Source organism: Ensifer sp. R-19, from assembly GCF_049905105.1.
GTDB lineage: Bacteria > Pseudomonadota > Alphaproteobacteria > Rhizobiales > Rhizobiaceae > Ensifer.
In genome coordinates this window covers 357,132-373,993 of the sequence record NZ_CP184571.1, presented here as the reverse complement: position 1 = coordinate 373,993, position 16,862 = coordinate 357,132, and the positions used below count along the sequence as shown (strand labels likewise).

The window sequence follows — 16,862 nt, the reverse complement described above, 5'->3', positions numbered from 1 at the left end:
TCGGAGCTTTGCCGCTGCTCTATGGTGTCTGCCAAGGACCGGCTGGCCAATCTTTGAAGGCGCAGTCACTGCGTGCTGCTGATCGCATAGCGGCCTAACCCATCCATCGTCCCGGCGAAGGGACCTTGCTGCGGAGGGCGGATGGCTGTGCCCGTCCGAACGCCTGTCTTGTCGTCTCCTTCGATCAAGCCGCCAGGGCTGGGTCTACCTTCCGAGCAATGAAGCTGGTTCCGTCCCTGAGCATGCAATGCAACACCACCGCCAATTTGCGGGCCAGCGCCACGCGCGCCTTTTTGGGACCGGCTCGTCTGGCGACCGCCAACGCCCAGCCCTTCAGATCGGACCCTTTGACCGGACGCGTCAGGATGACGTGGGCCGCCTCGTAGAGCGCGGTGCGCACGCTGCCATCACCGATCTTCGAGATGCAACCGCTATGATCGGTCTCGCCCGATTGATATTTCCTCGGCGTCAATCGAAGTGCGGTCCGACCGCGCGGGAGGAACGGAAGCGCTCCGGCGCATCGACGGCCGCGACAAACGTCAGCGCCACCAGGACGCCAACGCCGGGCGTCGTCATCAACCGAAGCGCGTTGTCGTCCTGGCGGGCGATGGCACGCAGCGTGCGCTCAAAACCTGCAAATTCCTGCACCAGCGCGTCGCGCACCTTCAAGAGTGCCATCGCGATCGCTTCCAAGGTCGTATGCCCGGCAATCAGCGTGCGGATGCGCCCCGCGAAAGTGCGCCGCGCCGTCGGCCCGACCTTGAGGCCGAAGCCGCGCAGGATGCCCCGGATGCTCATCTCGATGTCGTGCAGCTTACCCTGAATGAGCTTGCGGGCGGTCAGCAGCCCACGCACCTCCTGGGCGGCCAGCGATTTGCAGTGGACCGGCCTGAACCAGCCAAGCCGCATCAACTGCGCAATGCCCCGGGCGTCCTTCTTGTCGGTCTTGACCGGCATCGTCTTGAAGGCGGCACGCACGTAGCGTGTCTCGATCAGCTCGACAGAAAGACCTGCTTTCATCATCCCGGCATGGAGCCACTGCGACAACGGGCCGGCCTCCAGACCAATGCGCTCCATCGCCACGCCGTGCGCGCCGAACCAGGCGATCAGCGCATCGGGCTCGCTAAGGATCTTCGCCTCGCTGATGATCCGGCCATCCGCATCCACCACGCACACGCTCGAGTATTCCAATGATACGTCGATACCCGCATACTGCTTCATGGTCGTTTCTCCGTGATGCTATGGAGCCGGCCACTCCTGACTCCGCGACACCATTATTGTGAGGGACGACCACCGGCCCATCAAACCTGGCGGGCCGGGTCAGCCCGTTACACCATCTTCTTGGCTCAGAACGTGAACATCCTCGCAACAAGCGGTGCACGGGGCTCGTGAAGAACGGCTCCCTTGGACCCCTTACGGATCGAGAAGTTAGATGTAGTTAGCCCCCTTCACAACTTATGAGGAAAGAGAGCAGATCACTCGCTCGGCGACGGTACCGATAAAGCACGCCGGCAAAACGACCGAATTTGGTTGAGACTACACACAAATCTCCTGCTAGCGGGTCGTCAATATTGACAAGATCGCACGAACCATTGCAATTCTGCTCTACCTAGGGGGGCAATGATGAATTTCACTTTTGATCTTTCAAATTTTCTTGCGGGGCTTATCACCGGAGGCGCTGCCAGCGCACTCATCACGTTCCAACTGACGAAGAACCTTAGATCAGGCGCGAACGGAAACAGTGTTGATCAAAGTGGATCGAGAGCTCGCGGCGATGTCGTCGGACGCGATAAGACTACAAATCGCAAGTAGCATCAATGAACACGGTGGATCAGCGCAGTGCTCGTGCCGAGCGCGACGTCATCGGGCGCGATAAGAACGTCATCATCGAAGCTCCGAAGACGATGGTCGAAAAGTTGCTCCATCGGCTGAGGGAACAATACGACTCGAGCGACGAAACAAAGATCACGATCGATGAGCTTGCGCGCTACCATGTCCGACGATCTCAAGACGGCATCCAGGGGCTTGAGAACAAGCTCATCGCCGCCAATATGTCTCATTATTACGACGACGCGATCGAGAAGAAGGAGATGTTCGCAAAGCTGCTTGAACGATGGTCGCTGTACTCCTCGGCTCAGGCGATCTTCGTTCACATCCTCGCCAAAACCGAAGCCGAGTTCTCCCACGTAATCTACCCGCAGATCCCGAAGCTCTCGGAGTGCGAGATGAACGCGATGATCATGGACCGCATCGTCAATCCCGTTGTCGAAGAATGCAACAGCGAGTTGATGACAATAAGCCACAACATCGTGCTTGGAATGGTCTACTGGCTGGCCGAACAGTGCTTCATACGATGGCACCACAGTCCAAGGGTTGTGGCGTGACCCAGTTATCGTACAACGAGGCTTTTGACCCATATCACGCGATTTTCCGGTACTTGAGATTGTATTTTGGCTGCAATCTTCAGGAGCCTGTACCATTCGACAAGTTTCGGATTCTCGATTTCTATCTGCTCTATCCTTTCAGGCTGCAGAACCTGCAACTTTACTCAGATGACACAAGCTGGCGGTCCGTCAGCAAAAGCTACACGCGGCTCAAGCCGTACGGCGAGCTGCCCGATGACAACTCTCTATTCGACCGCATGGCACCTTTTCAGAAGACTGCGGCCGAGAGCATGGCGAGAGCAGGTATCATTTGTGAGAAGGCCTGGGAGCGAAACCAGATACTTTTCTCTGGCGCGGAAATTGGAACGGAAGTCGAAAGCCGGTGTACCGAATTAAACTCCACTATGGCTGATTTCATCTCGATCCTGTGTCAGATCAATCACCGATATGACCCTTACGGAAGAGACGGCCTGAAAGCTCGCAGCAAACTTTTGGAATACAGATATGATCCGATTTGAACCCTGCCTGATTGTTCGGCGATTGGTGGTCAAACGCGGTGCACATATCGCCTATGATGAACGGTACCATTCAGGGGTCAATATCGTCCGGGGCGATAACTCGTCCGGAAAATCTACCATTCTCAACTTCATATTCTTCGGCCTGGGCGGCGATCTGAGCAAGCTTGACTGGAGCGAGCATGCTCTGCTGTGCGACCATGTTTGGATTGAGGTTGAGTTGAACGGCAATCCGGCCGTGTTACGCCGGAAAATCGACGCCTCTGCGCAGTCGGACATGGAAATATTTGGCGGGCGTTACGAAGCTGCTGAGATCGCGCCGATCGAAACTTGGTTGCGGTACTCCTATGCGCGCTCCCAAAACAAGGAGAGCTTTTCTCAAGCTATCTTTCGCTTGCTGGGGATGCCTGATGTCGCAGTCGAGGGGACGTCGAGTATCACGATGCACCAGGTTCTGCGGCTCCTCTATGCTGATCAACTCTCACCCACCGACAGTCTCTTTCGATTTGAAGGGTACGATCCGGAGAACTTGCGAGAGGCCGTGGGAAACCTCCTATGCGGGGCCTTTGACTCCGCAATATATGAATCCCAGCAGAAACTGAGAGCGAAAGAGAAGGAATTCCAGGAGGTCTCAGCTGAACTCCGCAGTATCTTTCGCGTGGTCGGCGGAGAAGAGAGTCTAGGGCTGCAGTGGATAACGCAGAAGCGCGCCGGTCTTATCGCGGACAAGGATCGATTGCTAAATCTGATTGCGGCAAAAGAAGAGGAGTTTTTTTCCTCCTCGACCCTGCAGAGGTTAAGCCTCACCCAGCAAAAGGAACTTTACAACGCCGTCCAGAGGCTCCAGCAGGAGCTTATTGAAGCACAGGAAGCCCAAAGCGGCCTTGAATTTGAAGTTTCAGATTCACAGTCGTTTATCGAGAGCCTTAGACGAAAATCCGAAGCGCTGAGGGATGCGCGACTTGCGGCCAAGATTGTGCCGGACGTGCATTTCGCAACTTGCCCTGCGTGCTATGCTGAGGTTCTGGAAGCGGGTGATCACTCGTTCGCCTGCCATCTTTGTAAGACGCCGATTGACCCGGAACGCGCAAGTGAGCAAATCACCGGAATCATCAACAACCTTTCCATACAGATCAAACAATCCGAGCGTCTTCAAGTCATTCGCGGTGATCGCTTGAAGGCTCAGGTGGCAAAAGTCGAAGACATCAAATCACGCTGGACTGCAAAATCTCGGGAGCTATCAGCTATAGCGGCTCGGCCTACGTCCAAGGCTCGGGAGGAAATCAGGGATCTGCACCGGCAAATTGGATATCTCGATCGGTCTATCGAGGATGTCGATGCCCAGTTTAAGCTAGCGAACAAGATCGGTGATCTTTCGGAGAGGAAGGCGAACCTCGACGTAGACATCCAAGAGTTGGAAGGTCGGATTGCCGGACTGAAGAGAAGTCAGACCGACAGAATACGAGTGGCACGCAGCGAAATAGAGCGCGAGACAATCAAGCTACTGAAGGGCGATCTCAAGCGTCAGGATTCGTTCGTCGATCCAAACCGGGTAGAGTTCTCGTTTGGGAAGAACACGATCACAGTCGACGATCATACCTACTTCTCAGCCAGTTCGCGAGTGGTCCTGAAGACTGCGTTCTTGGTCGGTTTCCTAGCCGCAGCGTTGCGCGACAAGGGCTTCCGGCACCCTCGATTTCTCATGATCGATATCACAGAAGACAAGGGGATGGAGCAGGCGAGAAGCCACAACTTCCAGAAGCAAGTCATCGAAATATCTAACTCCACAGATGTGGAACACCAGGTGATATTGGCAACCGCGATGCCGTGGAGTGAGATTCCCACGGATCTCTTCGTTGGGAAATTCTCCACCCTCGAAAGCGGCACCTTGAACTTCAATCGGCCGATCGCATAGGTTTTGATGATGGGCAAACGACAGTTAATTGAGATCGGTGACGAGACGTTTCGTAGCCAAGCCGAGGCGCGCGAGCGCTTCCGTGGGATACTCTATAAGTATGCTCTAAATCAGACGGTCGATGAGGCGGACGATCGTTTCCTCAGACTGGCCTTGCAGCGGCATCCGGAATCTGCTGTTAAAGTCGGGCCTGGTATCAAAAGATTCGAGGTCCGCTCAGCTGACTACAACACACGATGCTTCTGGGTCATACGCGTGGACGATACAGTCGAGCGGTTTTCATTCAAAGAATGCTACCGACCTCATCCCGAACCCTAACGGTCGTTTCATGCCGATGAATGGCTGGGCTCGTACGCCACGGTTGCTCGCCGATGCGTACCACGTTGATCTCGCGCTCAACGGCCGAAACCTACCCTGCCCGTCATCTCGCGCAAGCACGTAAGTCCAGCTCGTCGACAATCCGCGGCGCCGCCTGCGGCGTAACATCAGTGGTTTTGGTGATAACCGGTTGGCCCTCACGTTGCCTTGTCTGACGCGGTCTGTGATCGGCTCTCCATGGAAGAACAAAGGGAGTTTCTCCATTTCTCCATGGAGACTGCATTGAAGATTCTCCCAGCCGCCAGAACTGAGTGTGAACGTCATCGGCGAATCCCTTCGTCATCGGGAGGGATGATACGCAGACATCAACCATCGGCAACTCGGTTTGCAGCGATCCTCTTCAACACCCTCGACTCTGGAAATGATCGCGCAATCGTTTCGAACTGATCGTCGTCGAGGCTTTCAAGCATGGCCGTATTTCGCTCAATGGCGCCTGACCCTTTCATTTCCCGAATTCCGTTGGCGATGACTGCCAGGTTTTGGATAGACGCTGCCGGCATTATCTGCATCAGCACCTCAATCAGGGAGTTTCTGTCGGATTGGTTGGCGGCCAGATTCATCACATCACCGAGGCGGGAGAACGTGAATGACGCCGTTTTGGGTAGCCGCTGGGAGTCGACTATCTCAGCCAGAGTGGAAACAAAAAACGGCAATCCCAGGTCGCCTTTCGCGACCAGTACCCGTGTCAGCAGTCGGAAACTTTGGTCATCGTTCAGCGTATGCTCCTTAAACAGCGTCGAGAACACAGTTGCCGCGGCGCCCCTCATACCAATCACCCACAGTGCCAACGCGCCATCCGGCTCGCCTTCTAGCTCAGCTGGAGGCAGTTCGAGAACAGCCTTGGTAATGTCTATTCTTCGTTGCTCGTCGGATACGTTGCTGATCATCTCCGCCGCTCGCGCAGCCTTTCCGGGATCCGAGGGTTGCTCGGTCGCAAACATCAATGCCACGTCGGAGGGAGTAATGACAGTTGCTACGCTTTGCAGAACCCCCAGGGTCGCTCCCGGTTCGCTCTTCCAGATCTGCGGAACTAGGCTCGCCCCGGTAGCGCGTAAACTCTCGTCCACAACCCCTTTATCGACCAGCTCAATTCCGGAAGCTAATATCACACCCACCCCCGGCGCAGTGGGATTCTCCCTGATGAACTGCATCGAACGTTGCACCAGATTGGTTGCATTGTATGCGACCGTCCCCGCTTCTGGCTTCCACCAATGTCCAGTCATTTCGGTGTGCAACGAGACGTAAGAGGTAGGTATGGAATACGCCTGCTCAAAGATGCGGTCGATGAAATCTGCTGACGTGTTGGCAGGTACAAAACCAACCAGCCTCCGTGCGATTGGAAACAAGGCGACCACGAACTGGGGTTGATTCGTCATAGAAATCAGTCTGTTAAATAGATTACCCGCATGAGTCTGCATTGACGGTGCCTGCCACGCTACGTGAGGGATCTCGGCAGTGATGGCCCGGTATTTTTCAAGTTCGTCTGGTTCAAGCTTTTTCTTATTGATTGTCACCTCAAGCTGAGAGACCCACAGGACTTTGTCAGCTTCGCTCAAAGCCAGTGCATTTTTCGCAAGGTACTGATTAGCGCCCATTCCCAACTCGGAAACGGTTTCCTTGCAAAGATACGAGATCAGAGCTTGCCAGGCAGAGGGATCACGGCCCCTCAGGATCTCAGCGCCACGAACCATCAACTGCGCCGTTTCGTCATAATGAGCCCACCCTTGCAATAAGGGGAGGAAGGCCGTTGTGGTTACAGTATCCAAGGCCTGCTCCCATCGGCTGGCTAGATCGAGAAGGCGTGTCGCACCCGTCTCCCCGTCCAGGGCCCAGGCTTCCTCATCATCGAGCTCCAGCTTCAGGCGAGCTGCAAGTGCGGAGAGGAATTTCCGCGACTGTTCCGGACTAGCTCCTTTCGCATAAATGGCCGCACTGTCCAACGCCGCATGAACGACCTCTTGCTGCTTGAGACCAACCATATCGGTCAGTTGTTCCCACATGCGCACACGACTTTCCTGCCCCTCTGCTTCAAGTCGTTCGTGAATCGATGTCACCGTCTCAAGAACACGTATAAGATCGGTAATACTTGGTGATGCGCTCTGCATTTCGGAGATAGCGAGTGCCGCATACTCGGATGAAAGAAGCTTGACCAGACCCGGCGCATCGACCTCCACCCATTGCTCAAGATCCGCAAACGGAAGGTTCTGGCTACCTGCTTTGACACGCACTTGTCGGGTGAATAACCACTCCCGCAACAAGCTGTCGGTTCGAGGTAGCAAACCATCTCCTTCGCGCACCTCAAGAATTAGCTTTACCGCCTCTTTTACAACGCCGGCCAATTCATCCAAATTGGGCGTCTCTCCCGTCTGCAGCTTCCAATCGAGTTCACTAGGTGAAAGAAGATCCGCGGCGAACCGATCGGCCACATCGCGCCTATCCTCGGCACTGATTCCAAGAACGACCGCCCGCGCGCCCGCCGGTCCGATATTCTGTCTCACTTCCTCGAGCTCCGCCATTTGTCGTGCAAGCGGGGTCATAAGTCCGTTCCGCTGGTCATCCGGCAGTCTGTGGGCGAGCCCCGCCAACACCCGGGACGCATTCACGCGTCTGATCAGGTTTTCATCACCCAATCCTTCCGCAAATTCTCGGAGGAGATCTACCTGATCACGACCAAGCGGTTCGTTGTCGAGGTGGTGTCCAAACACTTCGAGCACGCCTGCAATGTCTCCGGAAACGAAAGCATCACTGAGAGCCGCGGCACCATCACCATATCTACGACTTGTTGCATCTTGTGCGAGGAGAATCAGTGGCTGCAGCGATTTCGGCCAGCGAAGGCTTATCAAGCTCGAGAGATATAGGCGAAGCGCTCTATGTTCGGGCTTGATCTCGCCATGACCCTCCTCCTTCCAGTTTATGAACTCCGTCAGTGCGTGATTGGCGGCCGGAGCCATCGACTGCGATGACTCGCCTCGAAAGAGAACTCTGTTAAAATCTCGGATGAGTTCCGGGCGCTTCTGCAAGGCACTGTAGAAGTCAGGAAAATCAACCCTGAGAACACAGAGTGCGGCGAGCGAAAGCGGGTGCCCAGTCACCGCCCCCGCGTGAAGGCCGCCCGGCGAGATCGAACCAACTCCGTCTCGCTCTCGTCGGGCGGCCAGCCACCAACTTTGTGTGAATGCGTTGACAATCTGAATCGCATTGCGAGGGCTCTGCACCCCGACATGGATAAGCCGCTCCACAACGTCCTGAACTGCCACCCCTGAACGCTGCAGGTCGGTCGCGATGTTGCCTGCAGCATTGATCTTATCGGCTGCGAACTGTCGCATGTCCAGTTTTGGAAAAGGCGGAATTTCAACACGAAACTGAAAGAGGCGATCGAGATACCGCCGTGCGTCGGATCTGGTGAACACCGTGCCAGGTAGCTCGGAACCCGCACGTCCCCGGTTTCTTGAAAGTGCATCAGCAACGCGATCTTCATCGCAAGAAATGACAAAGACCACCCCAAAATCGTCTGGCTCAACGTTCATGGAAAGCTCGAGGAACGTTCGGATCGCATCCAAACCGGTTACCATCTCCGTCGCCGAGAGCCGATCTAAATCATCGACAAAGACAACCAATCGCCTGCATGCAGTATTGCGTTTCCTGAATGCGTCGATTTGCTCGACAAGAAGCCTTTCATACTCTTCGGCACTCGTCGTCGGAAATGTGATCGTCGTCTGCGGAGCGTATAAGGCGGGCGAACGAAGTCGAATATCGACTACGTATTTCGCTAGAACCCAAGTCACGAAGCCAGCGGTTGGAAGAACTACTGCTGCACTCCATGCATTGGTGACGCCAAGAAAATAGGAAGACAGAGTAAGTATTCCCGTGGTGGCAAGCAGGAGGAATAGAAACAATAGGACGGACAGGAGGTTTTGCAGCGACGCTTCCTTGGCCCAGCTCCAGAATCCACGCCGGGTCTGCTCAACGCTCGATACCTGATCATACAGTTCCCGCCGAAGAGCGAGATCATCGCCGCCAAGCTGGATAAACGCGTGCCTGAGCAGCGCGCGCTTTAGATCTTGCTCTCCGCCATAGCGCCAGGCATTGAACGTTATGGGATACACCCGGTCGGCACGGCGCGCGCCCTTTCCACCTCGCATGTCGGTCTTCAATGCCTTAAGGTAGAGTTCCTTGATTGTGCTTTTTCCGGTACCCCACGATCCGAGCAGTCCAATGCTGTACGGCGGCTTGTGATCGCCTTCGATAAGACTTCGCAAAACCTCGGCGAAGTGTCGATGACCGAACGCGTCGCCCGACGAGTCTCCAAGCTCCCTATCAAGGATGCTCGGCATCAACCGCTCCGCGCTCATATCCGTGTGCTTTGTCATTGCTCCTCCCAGCGCTCTAACAGCGAAGGATATAACACGCACAGGTAGTTGAGAGAACAAAGACTGGATTCCAGACTAACGGATGCGGCAATTTTCCCTGGACGAAGTAACCGGGGCACATTTGGTGGCGTCCCTTTCGCGGCCGCTATGTAAGACCTGTGCATAAGCGGGCGATATGAGCCGTCGGCGATGGGTCAAGGATTCCGCCTTGGGCGCAAATCAGATTCGTTTCGGTCATGCCGAAGAAGCGCCTCCCCTCCCCCGAGCACGCCGACACGCTATCGCTGAACGCGTTGCGTTCGCTTGTGACGGGTCTGGTCAGTGAGGTCAGGGAGCTCTCCGCAGAGAAGGCGACGGATTTCAAACAGGATGATCCGCCGGCAGCCAAGAAGAAGCCGCGCGGCCCGAAGCTCGACATCAAGCGGGTGAGCCGGGAAGACGTACTCCGCATGACGCCGCCTCCAGGTTCACGTTTCAAGGGCTACAAGAGCTGCCATATCCGGGAACTGATTGTCACAGCTGAACTCGTGCATTACCGGCGCGAATGCTGGCTGACACCGGACGGCAAGATGCTGCTTGCGCCGTTGCCTGCAGGAATCATCGGAAGCTACGGCGCCAACCTGCGACGGTTTTGCCTGATGTTGCACGCGCAAGGACAGGTGACGATGGAGCGGCTGACGACGCTGCTCAACGATGTTGGCGTCGACGTCTCCAAGCGCCAGGTCGTGCGGCTCATGACCCAAGGGCTGGACAGCTTTGTCGCCGAGGATGCGGCGGTGCTGCATGCCGGGTTGCTTTCGGCACCCTATATCACCGTCGACGATACCGGCGCCCGGCATGCGCGCTCCAATTTCCATACGACCCAGATCGGCGGGGCGCAGTTCACCAATTTCCGCACCACGCCCTCCAAGTCCCGGCTGAACTTCCTGTCGCTGCTCAGAGGCAGCTATCAGGACTATGTCCTCAACGACGCCGCCTTCGATTATCTCGATCGCCGTCGCGTCGATCCGGCGCTGGTCGCCAAAATCCGCAGCCATGAACCCAGACGCTTTTGCAACCAGGTGCCATTTCTCGAATATCTGGCGAGCAAAGGCATCGACATTTTCGACCGGCAGGCGATCCGTGTACTGGCGGAAGCCAGCATCTGGGGATCGATCCGCCATCATGGTCTCATCGGTGACACCGTCATCGTTTCCGACGACGCCGGCCAGTTTCGGGTCGGCAATCATGCGCTCTGTTGGGTCCACTCGGAGCGGCTGCTGCAAAAGCTAATGCCGACAACGCCGCGGCAGGTGCGTCTAGTCGAGACGGTGCGCGATCTCGTGTGGCAGTTCTACCGGGCGCTGAAGAACGTCAAACGAAAGCCGCCGCCAGGGCTCACTGCCGCATTCCACCGACGCTTCGACCGTATCTTCTCGCTCAGCACCGGTTACGACGAACTCGATAAACTGCTCGCGCGCCTGTTTCGCCGCAAGGACGAACTGCTCAAGGTGCTGGAACGACCGGGAACGCCGCTCCACACCAATGCGTCGGAGAACGATCTGCGCAGCTTCGTCACCAAGCGCAAGATCTCCGGCGGCACGATGAGCCGCGATGGTCGCGTCGCACGCGACACCATGCTCGGGCTGATGAAGACCTGCCGGAAGCTCGGACTTTCCTTCTGGCACTATCTCGGTGATCGCCTCGGCGTTGATGGCCAGGCCATCCCGCCGTTGGCCACCCTTGTCGCGACCAAAGCCTAGGCGCCCTCCCCTACGAACAGGCATCTTGTACTTCTTCAGCCCATGCTATGATCCATGTCGGTTTTGGTTTGGCGTTTCAAACGCTGAATTGTCATACGGCGGCTGGGTTTACCCGAACAACACCGGTAGATTTATCGCTAACGATTTCAATAGCGCCGCTATTCCGCAGCGACTGCGCGCCTAACTCGGACAGCGACGAAATTCGTTACCGGACCTGCCTGAGGGGGACCGCAGGTCAAGTGGAGCGCGTTATTGGGCGGCGGCGCCTCGCCTCAAGACCCGTGGGCCACCTTTTTCCGCTTTAGTGCCCACCGAACACCAGTGTCTGCACCGGCAGCATCAGCGCCTGCAAGCGCAGGATCATCGCATGGACGAGACCGACGGTATCGACTACGTGCAGATAGACCCAGCGGCCAGTGCTGATGTCGGGCGACTCCAGTTCATCATGGCTGTTGGTATACGCATTGGCAATGCAGGTGCTGCCGGGAGGCACGTCATCGAGCACGCCGGGATAGAGCGGCTCCATGAAAACGGTCAGCGTGCCGGGCCGCGAAATATTCGCAATATCGATCAGCTGATCGCTGGCGCGAACCTGGCCGGAGGCGATCACGTCCTGCACGTCGGTGACGACCAAGGGAATGATGGTGAAGGGCTTGCCGATGCAGGTCGCCTCGCCGATCATGCCCACCCTGATCACCTGCGTCTCGATCTGACCGAAGCCGGCAACCAGCCATGGCTTGCCACCGTTACCTTCAGGCACCAGAACGCCCGCCGGCCGCAACATTGGATTGACCACTTCGCCGACCCGGAGGGTGAACTGCTGCAGCGTGCCAGACACGCCGGCGCGCACGGTGGTCTTAGTGATATCGACCTCCGCCTGCTTCAAGGCCGCTTCGGCGCTGGCCTTCTGCGAGGGCAGTAGCGACTGGAGCTTGGTCTCCAGCGTCTGCTTGTTGGACTGGGCGGCGGTAAGCGCACCCTTGCTACCTTCCAGTGCGACTTGTCGACGCTCGATCTCGCGCCGTGCGACGACATTTGGGTTCAGCTTGTTCAGTTCGACCTGGGTCTCGTATTCGTCCCGGGCCTGCTGCACCGCCGCCTGTGCCTGCACAATCGCGCCATCGGCAGCGACCAGCTCGGTGCGCGAGACAGTCATCTCGGCATCGACTTCGGCGATCTGTCGACGGGCAACCTCGGCGGCGGCTTCCTCTTCCGAGCTGTCGAGCTTGAACAGGGGCTGGCCGGCCTCCACCTTGTCGAAGGCAGTGACATAGATTTCGGAGACCCGTCCGCTGGTCTCGGGAAGCACCGCGACGGTGCGGAACGCCGCGTTCACATGCGACGTCGACGGGTGGAAGTAAAAGATCAGCGTGATCAAGGAGATCGTCAGGAGGATGCAGGCGGTGATCCCGTAGCGCAGTTCGAACCAGACGGAATAGATCGTGATCTCTTTGCCGAACCGCTTGCCCTGGGCATAACGGCGGTAGAGATAGTCCGGCAGGATTGTCAGCATCGAGCATAGCATGAATTCAAACATGGCTCAGGCTTTCCCTCCCACGGACGACTGATCTACAACGGGCACGGATGGCTTGCCACGGCTTCGAGTTCCACCGATGCCGGCGGCGTTTCGATCTGGCCGGCTCCGGTGAGCGGGAGATCGACGAGAGCGGATCATGAAGATCACGGCGACATCGAACAGCATGTCGCTCTCCTGAGCGGTGATGAACGGCGGCAGGTGGTGAATGGCAGTTGGATGGAATGCTGTCGGACATTGCCCGTCACCGAGAGCAGATGGATCAGGAGGCTGCAGATTAACACAGTCTCAGTAAACGCAAGAGATACTTGCGGGAATCAAGCTGGCCAGGCCCCGGGAAATCATCTTCGTGATGCCGCGAGCACGTCAATCACCTCAAGGCATCCGGGCTTTGAGAAACCCTCCCTCTTCGCCGTGAAGCCGTTAGGTTGCCTATCTCATCAGCATCGCCAGAAAATCTGCCCCCGTTACCTGGACGAAATCCGTCTTGATCATCCTAGGCGATCATTAACCATATGAATTAACGTCTTTAATCTCACAAACGGAAGTTAATTGATCGCCTATTTCCGTCATGCGGACGCCGGTTTCTGCGCCCTTTAACTATCGATAGTATTCAAGTATCGATAGTGATGGATCTGGAGTCGCAAATCGCCTGATGTCGGTCGTCCGGGATAACCGGAAACGCCTGGTTTTCTGGGCTTCCAGGGTGCGTTAGCCCGGGATGACCGGACTCCCCAAAACGGAACTCGCCGCGCGGCGGCGGCGCACATGGCCCGTCCCCTTTACCGGATTTGAGCTCCGATGCGTTTCAGCGGCCCCCTCCTCTCGTGGGACGTCTCCGAAACCGCTATTTTTCCAGCGTTTCCACCACAGAAGCCCGCTGGCGCGCGTTTACCACTGTGGATGCCCGGTTGCTCATCCCAGGTAACGATTTGAGTCTGGCGGGCTTCAATTTGATGCATAAAACACGCTTGCAACTGACCAATTTCTCACGCATTCCTTATCTGTACAAAGCACTTCGAAACGAGGCCGTTAAAAGCGCGATGGCGAAGCGACAAACCGTTAACGTCCAACAGCCACTCAAGCGGCTGATCGGCTACGCCCGCGTCTCGACCGACGACCAGGTCCACGATGCTCAAATCGACGAACTGCGCGCTGCCGGCTGCGATCGGATCTATCAGGAGCATGGCTCCGGGGCATCGCGCGCTCGCCCAGTCTTGACCAAGTTGCTTGGCGAGCTCACCACGGGCGACGTCCTCGTCGTCGTCCGCCTCGATCGGCTGGCCAGATCGGTGAGTCATCTCTTGGCGGTGATCGAAGACCTTGAGGCGCGCGGTGTGCACTTCCGGTCGATCCGCGACCCGATCGATACCTCGACGCCACAGGGCATGTTCTCCCTCCAGGTCCTCGGCGCGGTCGCCCAGCTCGAGCGGGCGCTGATCGCCGAACGCACCAAAGCCGGCATCAAGGCGGCGAAGGCGCGCGGCAAGCTTCCCGGAAACCCCGGCCTGCGAGAACGGCGACCGGAGGCAATCAAGGCCGTCTCCAAAGCGCGCGAGAAACGCTATCTCGATGAGCTCATTGCGTCCGCGCAGACGTGGTTGCCGATGGTACGGCAACTCCGGCCCCAGCACAGTTGGGACAATGTCGTGCGGGTGCTCAATCGCCGCGGTCACGACTGGACCGTCGAGCGCCTGCGACGCGCCGTTCATCGCCTGGTCCGCGAAAAGCTCGCGGAAAAAGACCTCCTGGCCCGATCCCCTCGCCGCGCCCCCGAGGACCATCTGATGAAGCTGGTGGCGGCGATCGCCATTGCCGATCCCGACCTGTCGCTTCGCGACATTGCCGCGCAACTGGACCAGATGGGCGAACGGCCTGTGCGCGGCGGCAAGAAGTGGCAGCCCTCCTCCGTTCGAGACTTGCTGGACGAAGCCCACCGCTTCGGCCTTATCCGCCGCTGAGGGCCCGGTTCATCAGGCGACCGATCACGCGGTCTTTTTCTGGGATAACGCGAAAAACTCGCTGAACCTGGCAGAGTCCGCCGATCTTGGCCCATGTCGCATCGCAGGAAAACAGCTAATTGAGATCCGATGATCCTCGAAGACTGACAAGGTAAATCTGCGTCAAGCACCGCTTTATCCGCCACCCGATCGTGGGCCTATTCGACTCGGTACGCTTTGCGGCGGTGGTCCAGGCGTCGTTGCTTTCTCGGATCGCGTGCCTTAGCGTTGCCGTTCGGTGCATGTCGATTGCCCCCGTCTACGCGAGCGTACATGCGCTTGCTATTCGGGCCATATGGCGATCCTACCGCTAGCGGCCGACATAGTTGCGGTTGATCAGCCTACGCATTGGCGCTTGATCGCGTCGCGGCGTTAGCCAGCGGCTCTCGGAACGGCAAATGCAGAACTTCGGCACATTTGTCTGGACGCTGAGCTGGCGGTTCTGGTGACGCGTCGCCATTCGGTTGGAGTGCGTTATGTTATCTCCACCCAGACCGCTGCAATGTTCTTTAACGATAGATTGTGGTTGGCAGAGCGGTCCCCGGTGACACCGCATAGTCCGCTCGTTACTTCGGTACCGCGCATAGGAGACGGAGGCGATCGCTTTAGGGTACCCGAGCAAGCATGGGGACGATAGTAGTCGTCGCATTGTCCATTGGCGCAGGCAATGAAGCTATCGCTGGTCAAGCGGTGCCAATTTCTCCCGAAGCAAATGGGCCTCCTTGCTGTCAACTGAGAACAGAAACGGCCTTGCACAGGGTGCTTGCAACAATGTCAAAGCGCCAAGCTCGGGGTTCGGCGAAACTGTTGCCGACACTGCGCGTAGCGGAGGAATGCGAGAATGTGGGTCCCGCAGGGCAATAAGAAATGGCCCGGAAGGCAGGCTCTTTGGTTCGCCCCCAGCAAGACCCCATCGACCACGATCTGAAATCGGCGAAATCGGAAAGGAAGCCTGACGGCTCCTTGGCTGTTTTGTTAAGTTCAGGGTTTCTGGCGACGAACGATTTATGGCGCTCGCGTACATGGGGATCAAGGACGACGCGGTAGTCGGATTTGTCCCCACGACCACGACATCAGCGTATTGGACATCGTCAAGGTCCAATGGGGCGTACATCGAACAGGCGTCCGCCCTCCCCCCGAGACCTGAAATCGCGAAAGCGATCGCAGAAGTAAACAACGAAACCGCATATGAACTCCATTGCTGCGATCGGCCTTAGTCAACCTGGAATTCTAATCGCGGCGGAAGGATGACCGAGGAATCTGCTCACCGCTGAGACGCCAGCCGTCTTTCTGCTCCTTGCCCCAGCGTGACTTCACAGCCCTAATCCGGTAGCGGCTGACGATCTCGACAATGTCTCGTGTGCGTGTCGCCCGCACGCTCCATTCAGTATCGAATTCGCCTCCCGAGGATCGAATGGCGGAGTTCGCCGCCGCCGAGGATTCAAAGGAGGCAGTGTGCTTCGAAGGGTCGGTTCGGATTCGGGTGCGCTAGGCGCGGAGTGCCCCATACACGGGCCATGCATCTGGCATATGGCTATCGTACCGCCGGTCGAAGGGGGCTCGGTCCACTTCATTCGGAACATCGGCAAGCACCGTGGCTTCAAGTCATTGAAAAGCCGCCTGGTTGGCCCCGGAGGCGGCGCGACGCACTGATCGGTATAGTTGATGAAGCGGAGCTCAGCTGAGCGCATACTCGCTGAAATGACAAAACCCTGACAGCTGTCAGGGTTTTTTAGAGAGCCAATCCCGGCTTAGAAGCGCGCCGGCCCCTTGGCTTCATCTCCATCTGATTACGCGAGCAGACGGAAAGTCGCCGCGTCGGCAGCGTTGAGTTGCCCTGGCCTTCGACCGCAGCTCGCTGTGTAATCTTCGGGCATCCTTACATGGCGGCTACGATAGTCGGCTCAGGTGGACCAAAAAACCCTGACAGCTGTCAGGGTTTTGGATGTGATTTTCGCTCAATGCGGATGAGTGAATGCGAAGCTCTATTGGGTCTCTCAGGCCTCCGACTACCCGCTGGGCAG

At 57.3% G+C, this 16,862-nt stretch carries 8 protein-coding genes and 1 pseudogene; 6 read left to right on the top strand and 3 right to left on the bottom strand.

From position 1 onward, the window contains the following. Positions 1-184 precede the first annotated feature (184 nt). A pseudogene (locus ACN9MO_RS32210) lies at positions 185-1,221 on the bottom strand (IS110 family transposase). A 596-nt stretch (positions 1,222-1,817) separates the two neighbouring features. Here ACN9MO_RS32210 and ACN9MO_RS32205 point away from each other — a divergent pair. From ACN9MO_RS32205 to ACN9MO_RS32190, 4 genes are read left to right on the top strand one after another with little or no spacing between them, the layout of a single operon-like run. Then, a complete protein-coding gene (locus ACN9MO_RS32205) occupies positions 1,818-2,384 on the top strand; it encodes an ABC-three component system protein (protein ID WP_425989265.1) in 567 nt (188 codons plus the stop codon). Continuing rightward, positions 2,381-2,902 (top strand): ABC-three component system middle component 5, encoded by a 522-nt coding sequence (locus ACN9MO_RS32200; RefSeq protein WP_425989262.1) that lies wholly within the window; start codon positions 2,381-2,383, stop codon positions 2,900-2,902. Before ACN9MO_RS32205 ends, ACN9MO_RS32200 begins: the two co-directional genes overlap by 4 nt. Next, positions 2,889-4,814, top strand: a complete 1,926-nt coding sequence (locus ACN9MO_RS32195) for an AAA family ATPase (protein ID WP_425989259.1) — start codon at positions 2,889-2,891, stop codon at positions 4,812-4,814. The genes ACN9MO_RS32200 and ACN9MO_RS32195 overlap by 14 nt, the downstream gene beginning before the upstream one ends. Before the next feature lie 6 nt (positions 4,815-4,820). Then, positions 4,821-5,132, top strand: coding sequence for a DCL family protein (locus ACN9MO_RS32190; RefSeq protein ID WP_425989256.1), 312 nt, complete (start codon positions 4,821-4,823; stop codon positions 5,130-5,132). Between the two features lie 365 nt (positions 5,133-5,497). On the opposite strand, the gene ACN9MO_RS32185 is transcribed toward ACN9MO_RS32190, so the two are convergent. Further along, entirely contained in the window at positions 5,498-9,562 is a 4,065-nt protein-coding gene (locus tag ACN9MO_RS32185; protein WP_425989253.1) for a P-loop NTPase fold protein, read from the bottom strand. 236 nt (positions 9,563-9,798) lie between these two features. Here ACN9MO_RS32185 and ACN9MO_RS32180 point away from each other — a divergent pair, with 236 nt between their 5' ends. Further along, entirely contained in the window at positions 9,799-11,304 is a 1,506-nt protein-coding gene (locus tag ACN9MO_RS32180) for an IS66 family transposase (RefSeq protein WP_425989250.1), read from the top strand. Between the two features lie 301 nt (positions 11,305-11,605). On the opposite strand, the gene ACN9MO_RS32175 is transcribed toward ACN9MO_RS32180, so the two are convergent. After that, positions 11,606-12,841: an HlyD family secretion protein gene (locus ACN9MO_RS32175; RefSeq protein WP_425989247.1), complete on the bottom strand. Its 1,236-nt coding sequence runs from the start codon at positions 12,839-12,841 to the stop codon at positions 11,606-11,608. Positions 12,842-13,881: 1,040 nt separating this feature from the next. On the opposite strand from ACN9MO_RS32175, the gene ACN9MO_RS32170 reads away from it, so the two are divergent. Next, positions 13,882-14,799, top strand: coding sequence for a recombinase family protein (locus ACN9MO_RS32170; RefSeq protein WP_425989352.1), 918 nt, complete (start codon positions 13,882-13,884; stop codon positions 14,797-14,799). Positions 14,800-16,862 lie beyond the last annotated feature (2,063 nt).